Below are 16,817 nucleotides of genomic sequence, written 5' to 3' on the forward strand. Positions count from 1 at the left end.
TCCGCTCCTGCGACACCGGCAGCCCATGGCATCAGGCCAGAACGCCCGTACCAGAGCGCCCGAAAACCCCTACCACTCGTCTGCCTGTCCTCAGGAAGACACCCACCCGGCCGATGCAAAAGCTGACCGATCCCACCCTGCGTCTTAGAGGCGTAAACAAGATGTCCCCCAATACTTCCCTGCGTACCCAGATCCTTTCGCTGCTGGGCGGCAGCCTGCTGCTCGTGCTGCTGATCGCCCTCGCCTGCTTCCATTTCCTGTCCGGCAGCGTCAGCGCCTACCAGCGCCTGCTGGACGGCCCGTTGCAATCCTCGCAACTCGTGGACCAGGCCAACCTGGCTTTCAAGGCCCAGGTGCAGGAGTGGAAGAACGTCCTGCTTCGCGGCCAGCAGCCGGCGGACCTGAACAAGTACTGGAGCCAGTTCGAAGACCAGGAACGCGCCGTGCAGGACCTGCTCCAGCGCCTGGAGCAGAACGCCGCGGATGATGCGACGCTCAAGGCCCAGGTCACCCGTCTGCGCGACGAGCATCGCCAGCTCGGCCAGGCCTACCGCAAGGGCCGCGACGCCTATGTCGCCGCCGGCAGTGACCCGCGCGCCGGTGACGTCGCGGTGAAGGGCATCGACCGTGCCGCCAGCGAGCAGATGGCCGCCCTGGTGGACAGCCTGCATCACGACGCCCAGGAGGAAGCCAAGAGCATCTCCGCCAGTGCCGACAGTACCGTTGTCAGCGGCACTCTGGTCCTGCTGCTCTCGGGCATCGCGCTGGGCCTGCTCAGCCTGTGGCTGGTCAACCGCAACCTGATCGGCCCGATCGCCCGCCTGATCGAACACATCGCCCAGCTCAGCGAGGGCAACTTCGGCGAGCGCGTCGACGCCAGCCGCCGCGACGAACTGGGCCGCCTGGCCCGTGCCGCCAACACCCTGCGCGATTTCCTGGCCGAGACCTTCACCCGTCTGAAACACAGCACCACCGAACTGGACACCGCCAGCGGCGAGCTGAACGCCATCGCCACCCTGATGGCCGAAGGCACCCGTGAGCAGTTCTCGCGCACAGACCAGGTGGCCACGGCGATGCACGAGATGTCCGCCACCGCCCAGGAAGTCGCCCGCCACGCCTCCGACGCCGCCCGCGCCGCCGACGATGCCGACCAGCACGCCCAGGAAGGCGGCGAAGTGATGAAGACCACCATCGTCACCATCACCGAGATGAGCAACGAGATCGCCAACACCGCCGACGTCATCCGCCGCCTGGAAAGCGACAGCGGACGCATCGGCAAGGTGCTGGAAGTGATCCGCGGCATCGCCGACCAGACCAACCTGCTGGCCCTCAACGCCGCCATCGAGGCCGCCCGCGCCGGTGAAGCCGGGCGTGGTTTCGCCGTGGTCGCCGACGAGGTCCGCACCCTGGCCCAGCGCACCGCCGAATCCACGGCCGAGATCCACCAGATCATCGACACCGTGCAAACCGGCTCGGTGAACGCCCTGCGCGCCATCGAGAGCGGCAAGACCCGCAGCGAACAGGGCGTGGAGCGCGTCACCCAGGCCGGCGAAGTGTTGCGCAGCATCACCCATGCCGTGGAAGCGATCCGCGACATGAACCGCCAGATCGCCACCGCCGCCGAGGAACAGACCTCGGTCGCCGAGGACATCTCGCGCAACCTCACCGAGATCACCGCCATCGGCGCCACGAACGAGGAAAACGTGGTCCGCACCCAGGGCGCCAGCCGCCACCTGCACGGCCTCTCCGGCGAACTCGCCGACGTCACCCGCAAGCTCAGCGCCTGATCCTTCTCAGCCACATGGACGTGGCTTCCCCTCCAGCGCACTTCTCCGCACCGATCCAGCGCACATCCTCCGCAAACAACCTTACTTTTCGTGGGAAACCTCTTGTAATCCCAGCCCTTTGACTCTCCGCGCATTCAGGCATAAGGTGCGCAATTCCGCCCCGCAATGGGGCGTCCCACGTATCGGCTTCAAAGCCTGATCGATATCTGCGCGAACGGAAGGCCGCCCGGCAACTTGTGGGCGAGCGATCGCGCCCGATTGCTGCCAGGCACGTACCAAGGAACAGGAAGATGTTGCGCCGCATGCTGATCATGCTGGGCGTAGTTGCCGTCATCGTTGCGGTGCTCGCCGGCTCGAAATACCTCTCCATCAAGAAACAGATCGCCATGTTCTCGGCGCCGCGTCCGCCGGTGAGCGTGAACGCCGCCAATGCCGAAGAACGCGACTGGCAGAGCCGCCTGCAGGCCATCGGCACCCTGCGCGCCATCCAGGGCGTAACCCTGACCGCCGAGGTTTCGGGAACGGTCAGCGCGGTGCAGTTCGTCTCCGGCGACAAGGTCAAGGTCGGCCAGCCGGTGGTGCAGCTCGAATCCGACGTCGAGCAGGCCACCCTGCGTACCGCCGAGGCAGACCTCGGGCTGGCCCAGGTCGAGTACGAGCGCGGCAAGAGCCTGGTGGGCCGCCAGGCCATTTCCAAGAGCGAGTACGACCGCCTCGCCGCCCAGTTGAACCGATCCACTGCCACCGTCGCGCAACTGCGCGCGGCGCTGGCGAAGAAGCGCATCCTCGCGCCCTTCTCTGGCACCATCGGCATCCGCCAGGTGGACGTCGGGGACTACGTTTCCCCGGGCACGGAGATCGTCACCCTGCAGGATCTCTCGACCCTGCAGGTGGACTTCTTCCTGCCCGAGCAAGACTTCCCCCTGCTCAAGCGCGGGCAGAAAGTCGTGGTGCGCGTGGCGGCCTATCCGGGGCAGAGCTTCGACGCGCAGATCGACGCCATCAGCCCGCGCGTGGACAACCAGACGCGCAACCTGCTGGTCCGCGCCAGCATGGCCAACCCCGACGGCAAGCTGCTACCGGGCATGTTCGCCAACCTGGAAGTACAGTTGCCGGACAGCGCGCCGCGCGTGGTGGTGCCCGAGACTGCCGTGGCCTTCACGCTCTACGGCAACTCGGTCTATGTGGTGGTGCCGCACAAGCCCAAAGAGGGCGAGAAAGCCGAAGACGCCAAGACTGACGACAAGTCGCCGAAGCTGGACGTCGAGCGCCGCTTCGTGAAGACCGGCGAACGCCGCGAAGGCAGCGTGGTGATCCTCGAGGGCCTGAAGGCCGGCGAGCAGGTGGTGACCTCCGGCCAGCTCAAGCTGGACAACGGCACCGCCGTGGCCATCGCCAAGGACCCGCAGTAATCGCATAGCCGGCGCGTCGCTCGATGTGGCGCGCCAACAGACCCCGCCGTCATCCGGCAGGGTCCGCATTAAAGGATTGAGCTATGTTCACCGATCCCTTTATTCGTCGCCCGGTGCTGGCCACCGTGGTCAGCCTGCTGATCGTCCTGCTCGGCATGCAGGCCTTCAGCAAGCTGGTGATCCGCGAGTATCCGGCGATGGAAAACGCGCTGATCACCGTCACCACCTTCTATGCTGGCGCCAACGCCGAAACCATCCAGGGCTACATCACCCAGCCGCTGCAGCAGAGTCTCGCCAGCGCCGAAGGCATCGACTACATGACCTCGGTGAGCCGGCAGAACTACTCGGTGATCTCGATCTACGCGCACATCGGCGCCAACTCCGATCGCCTGGTCACCGAGCTGCTGTCGAAGATCGGCGAGGTGAAGACCCAGCTGCCGCCCGACGCCGAAGACCCGGTGCTGGACAAGGAAGCGGCCGACGCCTCGGCGCTGATGTACATCAGCTTCTTCAGCGAGCAGATGAACAACCCGCAGATCACCGACTACCTGTCGCGGGTGATCCAGCCCAAGCTCGCCACCCTGCCGGGCATCTCCGAAGCCGAGATCCTCGGCAACCAGGTGTTCGCCATGCGCCTGTGGCTGGACCCGGTGAAGATGGCCGCCTACGGCATCACCGCCGGCGACGTGGCCGATGCGGTGCGCCAGTACAACTTCCTCTCCGCCGCCGGCGAGATGAAGGGCGAGCTGGTGGTCACCTCGGTGAACGCCTCCACCGACCTGAAATCCCCGGAAGCCTTCGCCGCCATCCCGCTGAAGACCGCAGGCGACCGTCGCGTGCTGATGGGCGACGTGGCGCGCATCGAACTGGGTGCGGCGAGCTACGACGCGGTCAGCTCGTTCAACGGCATCCCATCGGTGTACATCGGCATCAAGGGCACGCCCAGCTCCAACCCGCTGGACGTGATCAAGGAAGTCCGCGCCAAGATGCCGGAGCTGGAAGAGCAGCTGCCGCCCGGCCTGCAGGTATCCATCGCCTATGACGCCACGCGCTTCATCCAGGCCTCCATCGACGAGGTGGTGAAGACCCTGGGCGAGGCGATCCTGATCGTCATCGTGGTGGTCTTCCTGTTCCTCGGCGCGTTCCGCTCGGTGATCATCCCGGTGGTGACCATCCCGCTGTCGATGATCGGCGTGCTGTTCTTCATGCAGGTGATGGGCTACTCGATCAACCTGCTGACGCTGCTGGCCATGGTGCTCGCCATCGGCCTGGTGGTGGACGATGCCATCGTGGTGGTGGAGAACATCCACCGCCACATCGAGGAGGGCAAGTCGCCATTTCAAGGCGCCATCGAGGGCGCGCGGGAAATCGCCGTGCCGGTGGTGACCATGACCATCACCCTGGCCGCCGTGTACGCGCCCATCGGATTCCTCAGCGGCCTGACCGGCGCGCTGTTCAAGGAGTTCGCCTTCACCCTGGCCGGTGCGGTGATCATCTCCGGCATCGTCGCCCTGACCCTGTCGCCGATGATGTGCTCGCGTCTGCTGCGCCATGACGAAAACCCCAGCGGCCTGGCCCATCGCCTGGACCTGATCTTCGAAGGCCTCAAGCAGCGCTACCAGCGCGCCCTGCACGGCACGCTGAACAGCCGCCCGGTGGTGATCGTCTTCGCCCTGCTGGTGCTGGCGATCATCCCGCTGCTGATGATGTTCACCCACAAGGAACTGGCGCCGGAGGAAGACCAGGGCATCGTCTTCCTCATGGCCAACGCGCCGCAGACGGCGAACCTCGACTACCTGTCGAAGTACACCGCCGAGTTCGAGGGCATCTTCCGCAAGTTCCCCGAGTACTATTCGGCATTCCAGATCAACGGCTACAACGGCGTGCAGACCGGCATCGGCGGCATGCTGCTCAAGCCCTGGGACGAGCGCGAGCGCAGCCAGATGGAACTGCTGCACGCGGTGCAGGGCGAGCTGGACAAGATCCCCGGCCTGCAGATCTTCGGCTTCAACCTGCCGTCGCTGCCGGGCACCGGCGAGGGCCTGCCGTTCCAGTTCGTGATCAACACCGCCAGCGACTACCAGTCCCTGCTGCAGGTGGCCGAGCGGGTGAAGAAGCGTGCGGAAGAGTCGGGCAAGTTCGCTTTCCTCGACCTCGACCTGGCCTTCGACAAGCCCGAGCTGGTGGTCGACATCGACCGCGCCAAGGCCGCGCAGATGGGCGTGTCCATGCAGGACCTGGGCGTCGCGCTGGGGGCGCTGCTGGGTGAAGGCGAGATCAACCGCTTCACCATCGACGGGCGCAGCTACAAGGTGATCGCCCAGGTCGAGCGCGCCTACCGCGACAACCCGGGCTGGCTGAACAACTACTACGTGAAGAGCCAGGGCGGCCAGCTGATCTCGCTGTCCACACTGGTGACCTTCCACGAGCGCGCGCGCCCGCGCCAGCTCAACCAGTTCCAGCAGCTGAACTCGGCGATCATCTCCGGCGTGCCGATGGTCAGCATGGGCGAAGCCATCGACACCGTGCGCGGCATCGCCGAGCAGGAATCACCGCGCGGCTTCTCCTTCGACTACGCCGGCGCCTCGCGGCAGTTCGTGCAGGAAGGCAGTGCGCTGATGATCACCTTCGCCCTGGCACTGGCGGTGATCTTCCTGGTGCTGGCGGCGCAGTTCGAGAGCTTCCGCGATCCGCTGGTCATCATGGTCACCGTGCCGCTGTCGATCTGCGGTGCGCTGATTCCGTTGTTCCTCGGCCTGTCGAGCCTGAACATCTACACCCAGGTCGGGCTGGTGACGCTGATCGGGCTGATCAGCAAGCACGGCATCCTCATCGTCGAGTTCGCCAACCAGCTGCGCCATGAGCGCGGGCTGTCGGTACGCGAGGCCGTGGAGGAAGCCGCGGCAATCCGCTTGCGTCCGGTGCTGATGACCACCGCCGCCATGGTGCTCGGCGTGATCCCGCTGCTGCTCGCCACCGGTGCCGGCGCGGTGAGCCGCTTCGACATCGGCGTGGTGATCGCCACCGGTATGAGCGTCGGTACGCTGTTCACCCTGTTCGTGCTGCCGTGTGTGTACACGCTGCTGGCCAAGCCGGACAAGAAGCCCGCCGAAAACCCCGCGCTGGCCACGGCGCACTGAAGAAAAAAGCCCCGCATCAGCGGGGCTTTTTTCTGGCACCTGCGATTCATCCGTAGGGCGGATAAAGCGTTCCGCTTTATCCGCCCTACGACAACAGGAAAACTCCGGCGCAATGTCTCCTACAGGCAACCGTCACGGCTTGGGAATGGAAAACGCCACCAGCCGATACCCCTCGGCGGTACGGATGAAGTCGAAGCTGGCATGCCGGGCCGGCTCGAACGAGCCTTGCTGCCAATGTTCCATGACCGACACCTTGGGCGTCTTCCACTGGGCGAACTCGCCGCAACCGTCGAAGTACTGCGGGTCACGCTCGGGGTCGAAGGGCCAGCCCATGTCGTCCGCGCGCACGCCATAGCCTGCGGAGGTACGCAGTGCCACCAGCCGCTTACGCAGCTCCGCGCCGTGCTTTTGCAGCACTTCATCCGGCGTGGCGGCCTGCCAGTCATCCAGCGGCTCACCGCCCTGCCCGCTCCAGATTCGGGAGTAGCTGTGGGCTTTCAGAGAAGCATCATCGAGGTGCGCGAGGAACTCGTCGCGGAACCAGACGGCAAAGTCCTTCTCGATATCGACGAAGCTGATATAGCGACCATCGACAGCCTTGAACGAAACGCGGCGCGCATCGCTGGAAGGTTGCTCGCCCACCTGCCTGGAGTACCAGTCCAGCGCCTCGGCGCGCGAAGCGTCGAAGCCTTGCACCAGCGTCCTGCCGTGGCGATCCAGCAGCAGTTCAGTGCCGCCGCTCCAGCCCTTGTGCTCGCACTGCTCCAGGCTCACGCCCGGATCGGCACAGCTGCGCGTGGCGCCCTTCAGCGCCACCACCATGCCGTTGCGCATGGCCGTCGCATCGCTCAGCTCGGCCGCGATCAGCACCTGGCCGTTGCCGTCGAGGAAGCCGACCTTGTCGCGCTGACGGTCGCGGAAGCGGATGCTGTTTTCGCTCTCGCAGATCGGTGCATTGTCGAAGAAGTACAGCGAGTCCGGCGCCACCTGGCGGCCGTCGCGCAGCAGGTAGTAGTTGCGGTAACCGTCGGCCGTTTCCTCACCGGTGGCGATGATGTGCTCGAAGCGCCGGGCCATCGTGAACATCGGGCTGAGCGTCGGCTCGATCTTCACCACGCCCTGCGCATCCTTGAATCCGATCAACTCGTTCTGTGTGAACGCCACCCATGGCTCATCCGCTGCGGCCGCAACGCTCAGCGCCAGCGCCGCGAGGCCTGCCAGCCATGCACCGATGCCCTTTCCTTCCATGCTGGAAACCTCCCCTCGATTCCGTGTTCTGCCGCATTGTGCCATGGGCAAAGAAAAGCCCCCGCGCATCACTGCGCGGGGGCTCGGTCTCGCGAAGAGCTATCAGGCCGGCTGGCGCTGCATCGCGCCGCTCTCGCTCTCGCCTTTCAGGCTCCAGCTCTTCAGGTGTTCCAGGCTCGCGCGGTACGGCTTCAGACCACTGGCCAGCAGCAACGCCCCGGCGACCAGGGCCACAACGCTGACAATCAGCAGCGAGTAACGCAGCGCCATGTCGTCGGCGAACACGTAGTCGGTCACCAGGGCGATGGCGGTCGGGCCGATGCCCAGGCCGAGCAGCGTCACCACGAACAGGTAGATCGCCGAGGCCTGGCCGCGCATGGAGTTGGGCATGATTTCCTGGATCGCCGCCGGGGCGACGCCGAAGGGCATGCTGAGGAAGAACACAATGGGCGCCATCATCGCTGCCGCCGCGTTGCCGCTGTCCAGCAGCGGATAGACCAGGCTCAGCGGGATGGCCAGGCAGGCGGCCAGCAGGCCCACGCGCATGTTGGCATCGGTGCGCCCGCGCTTGGCCCAGTAGTCGGCCAGGCGGCCGCCGCAGACGATGCCCAGGCAGCCGAACACCGCAACGATGCTGCCGTATACCACGCCGACGTGGCCGGCATCCCAGCCGTAGGTGCGGACGAAGAAGGTCGGCACCCAGGCTCCGCTGCCGTAGCTGGCGAAGGAGATGCAGGCGAAGCCGAAGTTGTGGCAGAGCACGGTCTTGCGGTTGGCGCGCAGGTAGGCGCCCACTTCACTCATCGGCACGACCACGCCGGCACCGACGCCACGGCGGGTCGGTTCCTTCACCGCGAGCATCAGCAGGGTGAAGAGCACGCCGGCAGCGCCGAGGATCAGGAAGATCAGCTGCCAGGGGCGCACTTCACCGAGGATCGGCAGGTGTACGTCGCCCTGGGCGGAAGCGAACTTGATCACCAGCCCGCCGAGCAGGAAGGCCAGCCCCGAGCCAAGGTAGATGCCCATGGAATACACGCTGATGGCGGTGGCCCGACGCTGGGCCGGGAAGCTGTCGGCGATCAGCGAGTAGGCGGCCGGCGACAGGGCCGCCTCGCCCACGCCGACGCCGACGCGGAACAGCAGGAAATGCCAGTACTGACGAGCCAGGCCGCAGGCAGCGGTCATGGCGCTCCAGATCAGCACGCCGACGGTGATCAGCCCGCGACGGCTGCGGCTGTCGGCCATGCGCCCGAGGGGGATGCCGCACAGCGTGTAGAACAGCGCAAAGGACAGGCCCATCAGCAGGCTCATCTGCGTATCGCTGATCTCCAGATCGCGGCGGATGGGGCCGACCAGCAGGTTGAGAATCTGTCGGTCGATGAAGGAAAGCACGTAGGCGACCATGAGGATCGCAACCGTGGACCAGGCCACGGCACTGGAGGGGTAGCCGTTATTGTTGTTGTTCATGCCGGGCTCCTGAAACGCCGCCAATCGCGGCGAAGGCGAAGGGAGAAGCCGCAGAGTAGGCATTGCGAACGCGTCGCGCGCGCACTATCAGATCTCTGAATGCGCGCGTTGGCCGTTGGCTGATGAATGGGTGGTCAGGGATTGGACGGAGGGTTCTAGCCCAGCCCATGTAGGAGCAAGCTTGCTCGCGAACCCGTTACCCGAGAGCCGCGGCATCCGGCGAAGAACAGGGCTTCCATGTAGGGCGCATAACGCTTGAGGCGTTATTCGCCCTACCTGACTAGAGTCCACGTGAATGCGGAGCCCCTCTCCCCCGCCCTTTCCCTTCCGAGCGTGGCGCGCAGCCAGGGTCAGGGAGAGAGCAATGTCCCGCGGCGATGCAGCATCAGATCGCCACCGGCAACCGCTCGCAAAGCTTCGCCAGCGCCCGTGCCCAGAGTTCCTGATCGTTCAGGCAAGGCACCAGCACCAGCTCCTCGCCGCCCGCCGCGCGGAACTGCTCCTGGCCGCGCTGGCCGATCTCTTCCAGCGTTTCGATGCAGTCGGCGACGAAGGCCGGGCACATCACCAGCAGGCGCTTCACGCCCTGCTTGCCGAGTTTGTCCAGCTGCGCCTCGGTGTAGGGTTCGATCCACTTGTTGCGGCCCAGGCGTGACTGGAAGGACACCGACCAGCGCCCGTGCTGCAGACCGGCACCCGCGGCGAAATCCTCCGCCGTGCGCAGGCACTGGCTGCGATAACAGACGGCCATAACGTCCTCGTGCACGCCCCGGCTGGAACTGGCAGTGAGATCGTGACTCTTGTCCTTCACCAACTTGCGAATGTGCGACTCGGGCAGGCCGTGGAAGCTCAGCAGCAGGTGATCGTAGGGTTGCTCCAGATACGGTTTCACGCTGTCCACCAACGCCTGTCGGTACTCCGGCTCGGCATAGAACGGCGGCAGCACCTTCAGCTCCAGCTTGAGGTTGTGCTCGCGCATCACCCGACGGGCTTCCTCGATGGCGGTGGTGGTGGTGCTGTCGGCGAACTGCGGGTACAGCGGCGCGAAGGTCACCTGGGTGATGCCCTGCTGGCTCAGGCGCAGCAGCGCCTTCTCGATCGACGGTTCGCCATAGCGCATGCCCAGCTCGACCGGGCCGTGTGGCCAGAATGGCCGGACGGCCTCCTGCAGGCGGCGGCTCAGCACGACCAGCGGCGAGCCCTCGTCCCACCAGATCGACGCGTAGGCGTGGGCGGACTCCTCCGGGCGCTTGCGCAGCACCAGGGACACCAGCAGCCGGCGGATCGGCCAAGGCAGGTCGATCACGTAAGGGTCCATGAGGAACTGATCGAGGTAGCGGCGCACGTCCTCGACCTGGGTGGAGGCCGGTGATCCCAGGTTGACCAGCAGGAGGGCGTTTTGGGTCATGCAGTTTCCTTAAACCGGTACGGTAGGAGGTCGTCGTGCAGGCTGCGCAGTTTACACGCAGCGATTCATATCAAGTTCTGTCGCCGATGCCGCAGGCCATCAGCGCTGTTCGCGCAGCACATCCGCCAGCGCTTCCTTGAATTCCGGGAAGCGGAACACGAAGCCGGCGTCCAGCAGGCGGCGCGGCACGATGCGCTGGCCGCCCAGCAGCAGGGTCGACATCTCGCCCAGCAGCAGGCGCAGGGCAAAGCCCGGAACCGGCATCAGTGTCGGCCGGTGCAGCGCCTGGCCCAGTTCCTGGGTGAAATCGCGGTTGCGCACCGGCTGCGGCGCGCACGCATTATAAGGACCGGCCGCGTCCGCCTTGCGCAAAAGAAAATCGATCAGGGCTATCTGGTCGTCGATATGAATCCAGGACATCCACTGCCGGCCATCCCCGAGCCGTCCGCCGGCGCCCATGCGAAATGGCGGCAACAGGCGCTTGAGGAAACCACCTTCGGGCGCCAGGACCAGACCGGTGCGCACCAGGACCACACGTATGCCCAGCGCCTCGGCCTCGCGGGCGATCTGCTCCCAGGCCAGGCACAGTTCGCTGGCGAAGTCCTCGCCGGCGGCCGCGCTGTTCTCTTCCAGCGGTCGCTCGCCGGCGTCGCCGTACCAACCGACCGCCGAGCCGTTGATCAGCACCGCCGGGCGCTGGCTGCGCCCCTCCAGCCAGCTCACCAGGCGCTCGGTCAGGCGCACCCGGCTGTCCCACAGCAGGGCCTTGCGCCGGGCGCTCCAGGGCTTGTCGGCGATGGGCTCGCCGGCCAGGTTGACCACCGCATCCAGCGGCACGTCTCCGTAAGCCTCGAAGTCGGCGATACCGCGCACCGTCTCACCGCACAGCGAGGCGACGCGCTGGGGCTGACGGCTCAGCACGGTGAGCTGGTGCCCATCGGCGCTCCACTGGCGGCAGAGGCGGCGGCCAATCAAGCCGGTGCCGCCGGTCAAGAGAATATGCATGGCGAACTCCTTGTTGGGCTGTTCCACCTTCCATCAGTCTGGACGAGAGGGAGGCGATTGCATTGACACTCCCTCTACGGCGAGGTCTACGCTGTAAGTGCCGGAACCGGTGCCGGGCTCATTCCTGAATGAACCGATGCGGCGCCGAAGGTTCCGATGATCGAAATCCTATCGTTGACGAGCGCGGACAGCTGAAACGTAATTGTACATATAGTTTCGTTTGTACAAGAACACTCCGCTCGTTACGCTGAAAGAAACAGACTACGAGGCATGTCATGAGCGCCCCCATTGCCATCATTGGCACCGGTATCGCCGGACTCTCGGCCGCCCACGCCCTGCGCGATGCCGGGCAGGACGTCCATCTGTTCGACAAGGGCCACGGCAGCGGCGGCCGGATGGCGAGCAAGCGCAGCGAAGCCGGCGCCCTGGACCTCGGCGCGCAGTACTTCACCGCCCGAGACCGGCGTTTCCTCGATGCCATACAGAAGTGGCGCGAGCACGGCTGGGTCGCCGAATGGGACCCGGCTCTCTACCAGTACCGCGACGGTGAACTGAGCCCCTCGCCCGACGAGCAGCCACGCTGGGTCGGCAGCCCACGCATGAGCGCGATCACCCGTGCGCTGCTGCAGGACCAGGTCGTCACCTTCACCTGCCGTATCACCGAGGTCTACCGCGGCGAGGAGCACTGGCACCTGCAGGACTCCGAAGGCCAGACCCACGGCCCCTTCAGCCGCGTGCTGGTCGCCACGCCGGCGCCACAGGCTGCGGCGCTGCTGGCCAGTGCGCCGAAGCTGGCCGCCGCCGCCGCGAGCATCCCCATGGAGCCGACCTGGGCCGTTGCCCTGGCCTTCCGCGAGCCCCTGGACACGCCCGTGCAGGGCTGTTTCGTGCACGAGGGCCCGCTGTCCTGGCTGGCCAGCAACCACTCAAAACCCGGTCGTGACGAGCAGCTCGACACCTGGGTGCTGCACGCCGCCAGCGGATGGAGCAAGCAGCACATCGACCTACCCAAGGAAAGCGTGATCGAGCACCTGCGCGGCGCCTTCGCCGAGCTGATCGGCTGTGCCGTCCACGCCCCCGACTTTGCCCTCGCCCACCGCTGGCTCTATGCCCGCCCCATGGAAGCACACCAGTTCGGCGCCCTCGCCGACGCCGACCTGGGGATATACGCCTGCGGCGACTGGTGCCTCTCCGGCCGGGTCGAAGGCGCTTGGCTGAGCGGCCTGGAAGCCGCCCGCCGCCTGCTCGAACACCTCTGACCGACCACGGCCATCTCCCTGCGGAGATGGCCGTCGAATCCCCGCACCCGTCCCCTTCCTTGTACAAGTCTTTGCACTTGTACAAGCCTGCGCCTATCCTTGCCGATAGTTGTACAAAGAAACCAACCTGTACAAGAAATCGGTCGCCGCCATGTCCATCGCCAAACCCACCAACCCCTCACGCCCCAAGCTCGCCATCAGCGCCTGTCTGCTGGGCGAGTCGGTGCGCTATAACGGCGGACACAAGGCCTCGCGCCTGTGCCTGGACGTCCTGAGCCGCCACTTCGACTTCCGCCCGGTGTGCCCGGAAGTCGCCATCGGCCTGGGCGTGCCGCGGCCGACCCTGCGCCTGGTCGGCGACCACGATGACCCAAGAGCGCTGATCCAGCGCGAAGGCGGCCGCGACGTCAGCGAAGCCCTGCGCGATTTCGGCCACAAACAGGCCGGGCTGCTGCAGGACATCTGCGGCTACATCTTCATGCAGCAGTCGCCCTCCTGCGGCCTGCAGCGGGTGAAGCTCTATCGCTTCGACGGCCAGCTGCGCCCGCCGGGCGTGCGCGGTCTCTACGCACAAGCCTTCTGCGCCGCGCGCCCGGAGCTGCCGGTGGAAGAAGAAGGCCGGCTCAACGACCCGGTAATCCGCGAGAACTTCCTCACCCGCGTGTTCGCCTACGCCGCCTGGCAGAAGCTCTGCGCGGATGGGCTGACACGCCACGCGGTAATCGGCTTCCACTCCCGCTACAAGTACCAGCTGATGGCCCACAACCCGCGCCAGTACAGTTCCCTCGGCCAGCGCCTGGCGAAGATCGCCGAGCAACCGCTGGAAGACTTCGCCCGGGACTACTTCCACGACTTCATGCAGGCGCTGGGCACCTGCGCCACACGCGGCACCCACAGCAACGTGCTGCAGCACCTGGCCGGTTACCTCAAGCATGACCTGCTCTCCACCGACAAGGCCGAGATGCAGCGGTTGATCGAGCAGTACCGCGAAGGCGTTATCCCGCTGGTGGTGCCGCTGACGCTGCTCAAGCACCACTTCCGCCTGCACCCGCACCCCTACATCGATGCCCAGGCCTACCTGCAACCGCACCCCGAAGACCTGAGCCTGCGCAATGCCATCTGACGTAGCCCTCAGACGTATAGAAAGGATGCCCATGAACCCCGACCACCCTCACCGCGAATCAGACGACGACTACCGTCAGGCCCTGGCCGAAGGCTGGCTGCCGATCCGCGAAGTCTCCCGCCGCACCGGCGTCAACCCGGTCACCCTGCGCGCCTGGGAGCGCCGCTACGGCCTGGTCGTGCCGCAGCGCACTCCCAAGGGCCATCGCCTTTACTCCGAGGCGCAGATCGCACGCATCCAGGCCATCCTCACCTGGCTCGGCCGGGGTGTGGCGGTGAGCAAGATCCGTGCGCTGCTCGACGAGGACGCGCCGCCACCGCCGGAAGCCACCGCCTCCCCCTGGGACGACCTGCGCCAGCAGTGCATCGCCGCCATCGGCCGGATCAATGAGCGCCAGCTGGACGAGCTGTTCAACGGCGCGCTGGCGATCTACCCCGCGCAAACCCTTTGTGAGAAGTTGATGCTGCCGCTGCTGGAAGAGCTTGAGCGGCGCTGGCAGGGCCAGTTCGGCGCGCAGCTGGAACGGGTGTTCTTCCACACCTGGCTGCGCACCAAGTTCGGCACCCGCCTCTACCACCACAACCGCCAGCAACGCGGCGCCCCGCTGCTGCTGGTGAACCAGTCCGGCCTGCCGCTGGAGCCGGGCCTGTGGCTCACCGCCTGGCTGGCCAGCAGCGCCGGTTGCCCGCTGGAACTCTTCGACTGGCCCCTGCCGCCCGGAGAGCTGGCGCTGGCGGTCGAACGCCTGCAACCCCGCGCTGTGCTGCTCTATTCCAGCCGCACGCTGAACTTGTTGCAGTTGCCCCGGCTGCTGGCCGGCATTGACTGTCCGCGCCTGCTGGCCGGACCCGCCACCGCCATCCACCCCGATGCACTGCAGGAACTGGCCATCGCCGAGCCGCCGCTGTACCTGGCCAGCGATCCGATCGCCGCGTTCGAACTGCTGCGCGAACTGCTTCTGCTCAACGGGGAAACCGCATGAAACGCCAACTCGTCTGGCTGCGCACCGACCTGCGCCTGCGCGACAACAGCGCCCTGCACGCCGCCGCCGAGTGCGGTCCGGTGATCGCCCTCTACCTCCTCAGCCCCGGGCAGTGGCAGCGCCACGATGACGCGCCGTGCAAGGTCGACTTCTGGCTACGCAACTTGCGCGAGCTGCGCGCCGGCCTCGACAAGCTGCGCATTCCGCTGCTGATCCGCACGGCAGATCACTGGGACGAAGCGCCGAACCTCATCAGCCAGCTGTGCCAGGAGCTGGACGTCGAGACGGTCCACGTCAACGAGGAATACGGGATCAACGAAGCTGCGCGTGATGCCTCCGTGGAGAAGGCACTGGCGGACGACGGCATCCGTCTGCGCAGCCATCTCGATCAACTCTTCTTCACGCCGGGGACCATCCTCACCAAGGGCGGCACCTACTTCCAGGTCTACAGCCAGTTCCGCAAGGTCTGTTACGAACGACTGAATCTCGGTGTGCCCAGCCTGATGCCGGCCCCCCGCGCGCAGCAGGAGCTGCATATCGCCAGCGACGAGATCCCCGAACAGGTCGAGGGCTTCGATACGCCGCCGAATTCGCTACGCAAGGAATGGCCCGCCGGCGAGGAAGCCGCCCACGAGCGGGTGGAGCTGTTCACCGACGAAATCCTCAAGACCTACCAGGACACCCGCGACCTCCCCGCACGCGACGGCACCAGCCGCCTCTCGCCGTACCTGGCCGCTGGCGTGCTATCACCCCGGCAGTGCCTGCACGCGGCGCTGGCGAACAACCACGGCGAGTTCGAGACCGGCAACAGCGGCGCGGTCAGTTGGATCAACGAGCTGCTCTGGCGCGAGTTCTACAAGCACATCCTGGTCGGTTTCCCGCGCGTGAGCCGGCACCGCGCCTTCCGCGAGGACACCGAAAAGCTGAAATGGCGCCATGACCCGAAGGGCCTGGAGGAGTGGCAGCAGGGCCGCACCGGCTTCCCGATCATCGACGCCGCCATGCGCCAACTGCTCGCCACCGGCTGGATGCATAATCGCCTGCGCATGGTGGTGGCGATGTTCCTCACCAAGAACCTGCTGATCGACTGGCGCGAAGGCGAGCGCTGGTTCATGCGCCACCTGATCGACGGCGACCTGGCGGCGAATAACGGTGGCTGGCAATGGAGCGCTTCCACCGGCACCGACGCGGCGCCTTACTTCCGCATCTTCAACCCGATCTCGCAGTCCGAGCGCTTCGACCCGGACGGCCGCTTCATACGCCACTGGGTGCCGGAGCTTTCCGGGTTGCAGGGTAAGACCGTGCACGATCCGTCGAGACTCGGGCTGTTTGGCGCGGAAGGTTATCCACAGCCGATGTGCGATCTCTCCGCCACTCGCGAGCGCGCGCTGGAGGCCTTCAAGAGCCTTTCCGCCTCGCACTGACGCCCCCCTGACGTAGGAGCAACTGTCTTCACACGGCACCTGTCCTCCAACTGGTTCCGTCTCTCACCATCGCGTTGATCCGCACGATCAGTACGCGCATGCATGCCACTAATACGACCTTCGGGCACCGCCCCTTGTCCCGTAGTTTTTGGTAGCGATCAGCAAACTCCTGCTGATAACGAATGACCGACCAAGTCGCCATGTAGAGGATACGTCGTATTGCACTGCGACCACCGCGGATGCGCCGCTGCCCCGACTTTTGGCCGCTGTCGCAGTTGTACGGAGCCAACCCCACCAGTGCGGCAACCTGCCGTCGATTGAGTTGCCCCAACTCCGGCAAGTAGGCGAGCAAGCCTGCGACAGTGACCGGCCCTACGCCTTTGACTTGGCGTAGCTGCTCGACCTGCTCTGGGTCCAGGTCGTTCAGGGCCTTGGTTATCTCCTGGTCGTAACGTCGGATGGTGCTTTGCAGGGTCTTGATGGCATTTTCCAGGCAATCCCGGACAAAGGCTTGGCTAGCCTGCGGCAACCGGCGGCGCTCATCATCGCGCTGGCAGACCAA

General features: G+C 65.9%; 12 protein-coding genes and 1 pseudogene. 8 read left to right on the forward strand and 5 right to left on the reverse strand.

Annotated features, from left to right (window positions below):
• Window positions 1-644: 644 nt before the first annotated feature.
• From IB274_RS30060 to IB274_RS04805, 4 genes and pseudogenes are all read left to right on the forward strand, one after another.
• Window positions 645-854, forward strand: a pseudogene (locus IB274_RS30060) (methyl-accepting chemotaxis protein); the annotation flags it as partial.
• A gap of 228 nt (window positions 855-1,082) precedes the next feature.
• Window positions 1,083-1,787 (forward strand): methyl-accepting chemotaxis protein, encoded by a 705-nt coding sequence (locus IB274_RS30065; protein ID WP_401085619.1) that lies wholly within the window; start codon window positions 1,083-1,085, stop codon window positions 1,785-1,787.
• A 290-nt stretch (window positions 1,788-2,077) separates the two neighbouring features.
• Window positions 2,078-3,199 (forward strand): efflux RND transporter periplasmic adaptor subunit, encoded by a 1,122-nt coding sequence (locus IB274_RS04800; RefSeq protein ID WP_192430876.1) that lies wholly within the window; start codon window positions 2,078-2,080, stop codon window positions 3,197-3,199.
• Window positions 3,200-3,282: 83 nt separating this feature from the next.
• The gene (locus tag IB274_RS04805; RefSeq protein ID WP_192430877.1) at window positions 3,283-6,339 is read left to right on the forward strand and encodes a multidrug efflux RND transporter permease subunit; all 3,057 of its coding nucleotides are present in this window, start codon (window positions 3,283-3,285) and stop codon (window positions 6,337-6,339) included.
• Window positions 6,340-6,471: 132 nt separating this feature from the next.
• Here IB274_RS04805 and IB274_RS04810 read toward each other — a convergent pair whose 3' ends face one another.
• The 4 genes from IB274_RS04810 to IB274_RS04825 all read right to left on the reverse strand — a co-directional run bounded on the left by IB274_RS04810 (window position 6,472) and on the right by IB274_RS04825 (window position 11,467).
• Window positions 6,472-7,587 carry a hypothetical protein gene (locus IB274_RS04810; protein ID WP_192430878.1) on the reverse strand — a complete coding sequence of 372 codons (1,116 nt, stop codon included), beginning with the start codon at window positions 7,585-7,587 and terminating at the stop codon, window positions 6,472-6,474.
• 102 nt (window positions 7,588-7,689) lie between these two features.
• On the reverse strand, window positions 7,690-9,054 hold the full coding sequence (locus IB274_RS04815) for a spinster family MFS transporter (RefSeq protein WP_192430879.1): 1,365 nt from the start codon (window positions 9,052-9,054) through the stop codon (window positions 7,690-7,692).
• A 385-nt stretch (window positions 9,055-9,439) separates the two neighbouring features.
• A complete protein-coding gene (gene hemH, locus IB274_RS04820) occupies window positions 9,440-10,462 on the reverse strand; it encodes a ferrochelatase (protein ID WP_192430880.1) in 1,023 nt (340 codons plus the stop codon).
• A gap of 99 nt (window positions 10,463-10,561) precedes the next feature.
• Window positions 10,562-11,467: a TIGR01777 family oxidoreductase gene (locus IB274_RS04825; protein WP_192430881.1), complete on the reverse strand. Its 906-nt coding sequence runs from the start codon at window positions 11,465-11,467 to the stop codon at window positions 10,562-10,564.
• A 275-nt stretch (window positions 11,468-11,742) separates the two neighbouring features.
• Between IB274_RS04825 and IB274_RS04830 the strand changes: the two genes are divergently transcribed.
• The 4 genes from IB274_RS04830 (at window position 11,743) to phrB (ending at window position 16,255) form a co-directional block, all read left to right on the forward strand.
• Window positions 11,743-12,726 carry an NAD(P)/FAD-dependent oxidoreductase gene (locus tag IB274_RS04830; RefSeq protein ID WP_192430882.1) on the forward strand — a complete coding sequence of 328 codons (984 nt, stop codon included), beginning with the start codon at window positions 11,743-11,745 and terminating at the stop codon, window positions 12,724-12,726.
• A gap of 157 nt (window positions 12,727-12,883) precedes the next feature.
• Window positions 12,884-13,849, forward strand: a complete 966-nt coding sequence (locus IB274_RS04835; protein ID WP_401085622.1) for a YbgA family protein — start codon at window positions 12,884-12,886, stop codon at window positions 13,847-13,849.
• Between the two features lie 31 nt (window positions 13,850-13,880).
• Window positions 13,881-14,831, forward strand: coding sequence for a MerR family transcriptional regulator (locus IB274_RS04840; RefSeq protein ID WP_192430884.1), 951 nt, complete (start codon window positions 13,881-13,883; stop codon window positions 14,829-14,831).
• Window positions 14,828-16,255, forward strand: a complete 1,428-nt coding sequence (gene phrB / locus IB274_RS04845) for a deoxyribodipyrimidine photo-lyase (protein ID WP_192430885.1) — start codon at window positions 14,828-14,830, stop codon at window positions 16,253-16,255. Before IB274_RS04840 ends, phrB begins: the two co-directional genes overlap by 4 nt.
• Before the next feature lie 28 nt (window positions 16,256-16,283).
• Here the strand turns inward: phrB and IB274_RS04850 are convergent.
• Window positions 16,284-16,817 (reverse strand): transposase (locus IB274_RS04850; RefSeq protein WP_192430886.1); only part of this gene is annotated, 534 nt, incomplete at its 5' end.

The organism is Pseudomonas sp. PDM18, from assembly GCF_014852585.1.
GTDB lineage: Bacteria > Pseudomonadota > Gammaproteobacteria > Pseudomonadales > Pseudomonadaceae > Pseudomonas.

Coding starts and splice junctions, on each gene's coding strand:
- IB274_RS30065 (WP_401085619.1), top strand. CDS start 1,083: ATGTCCGCCACCGCCCAGGAAGTCGCCCGCCACGCCTCCGACGCCGCC.
- IB274_RS04800 (WP_192430876.1), top strand. CDS start 2,078: ATGTTGCGCCGCATGCTGATCATGCTGGGCGTAGTTGCCGTCATCGTT.
- IB274_RS04805 (WP_192430877.1), top strand. CDS start 3,283: ATGTTCACCGATCCCTTTATTCGTCGCCCGGTGCTGGCCACCGTGGTC.
- IB274_RS04810 (WP_192430878.1), bottom strand. CDS start 7,587: ATGGAAGGAAAGGGCATCGGTGCATGGCTGGCAGGCCTCGCGGCGCTG.
- IB274_RS04815 (WP_192430879.1), bottom strand. CDS start 9,054: ATGAACAACAACAATAACGGCTACCCCTCCAGTGCCGTGGCCTGGTCC.
- hemH (WP_192430880.1), bottom strand. CDS start 10,462: ATGACCCAAAACGCCCTCCTGCTGGTCAACCTGGGATCACCGGCCTCC.
- IB274_RS04825 (WP_192430881.1), bottom strand. CDS start 11,467: ATGCATATTCTCTTGACCGGCGGCACCGGCTTGATTGGCCGCCGCCTC.
- IB274_RS04830 (WP_192430882.1), top strand. CDS start 11,743: ATGAGCGCCCCCATTGCCATCATTGGCACCGGTATCGCCGGACTCTCG.
- IB274_RS04840 (WP_192430884.1), top strand. CDS start 13,881: ATGAACCCCGACCACCCTCACCGCGAATCAGACGACGACTACCGTCAG.
- phrB (WP_192430885.1), top strand. CDS start 14,828: ATGAAACGCCAACTCGTCTGGCTGCGCACCGACCTGCGCCTGCGCGAC.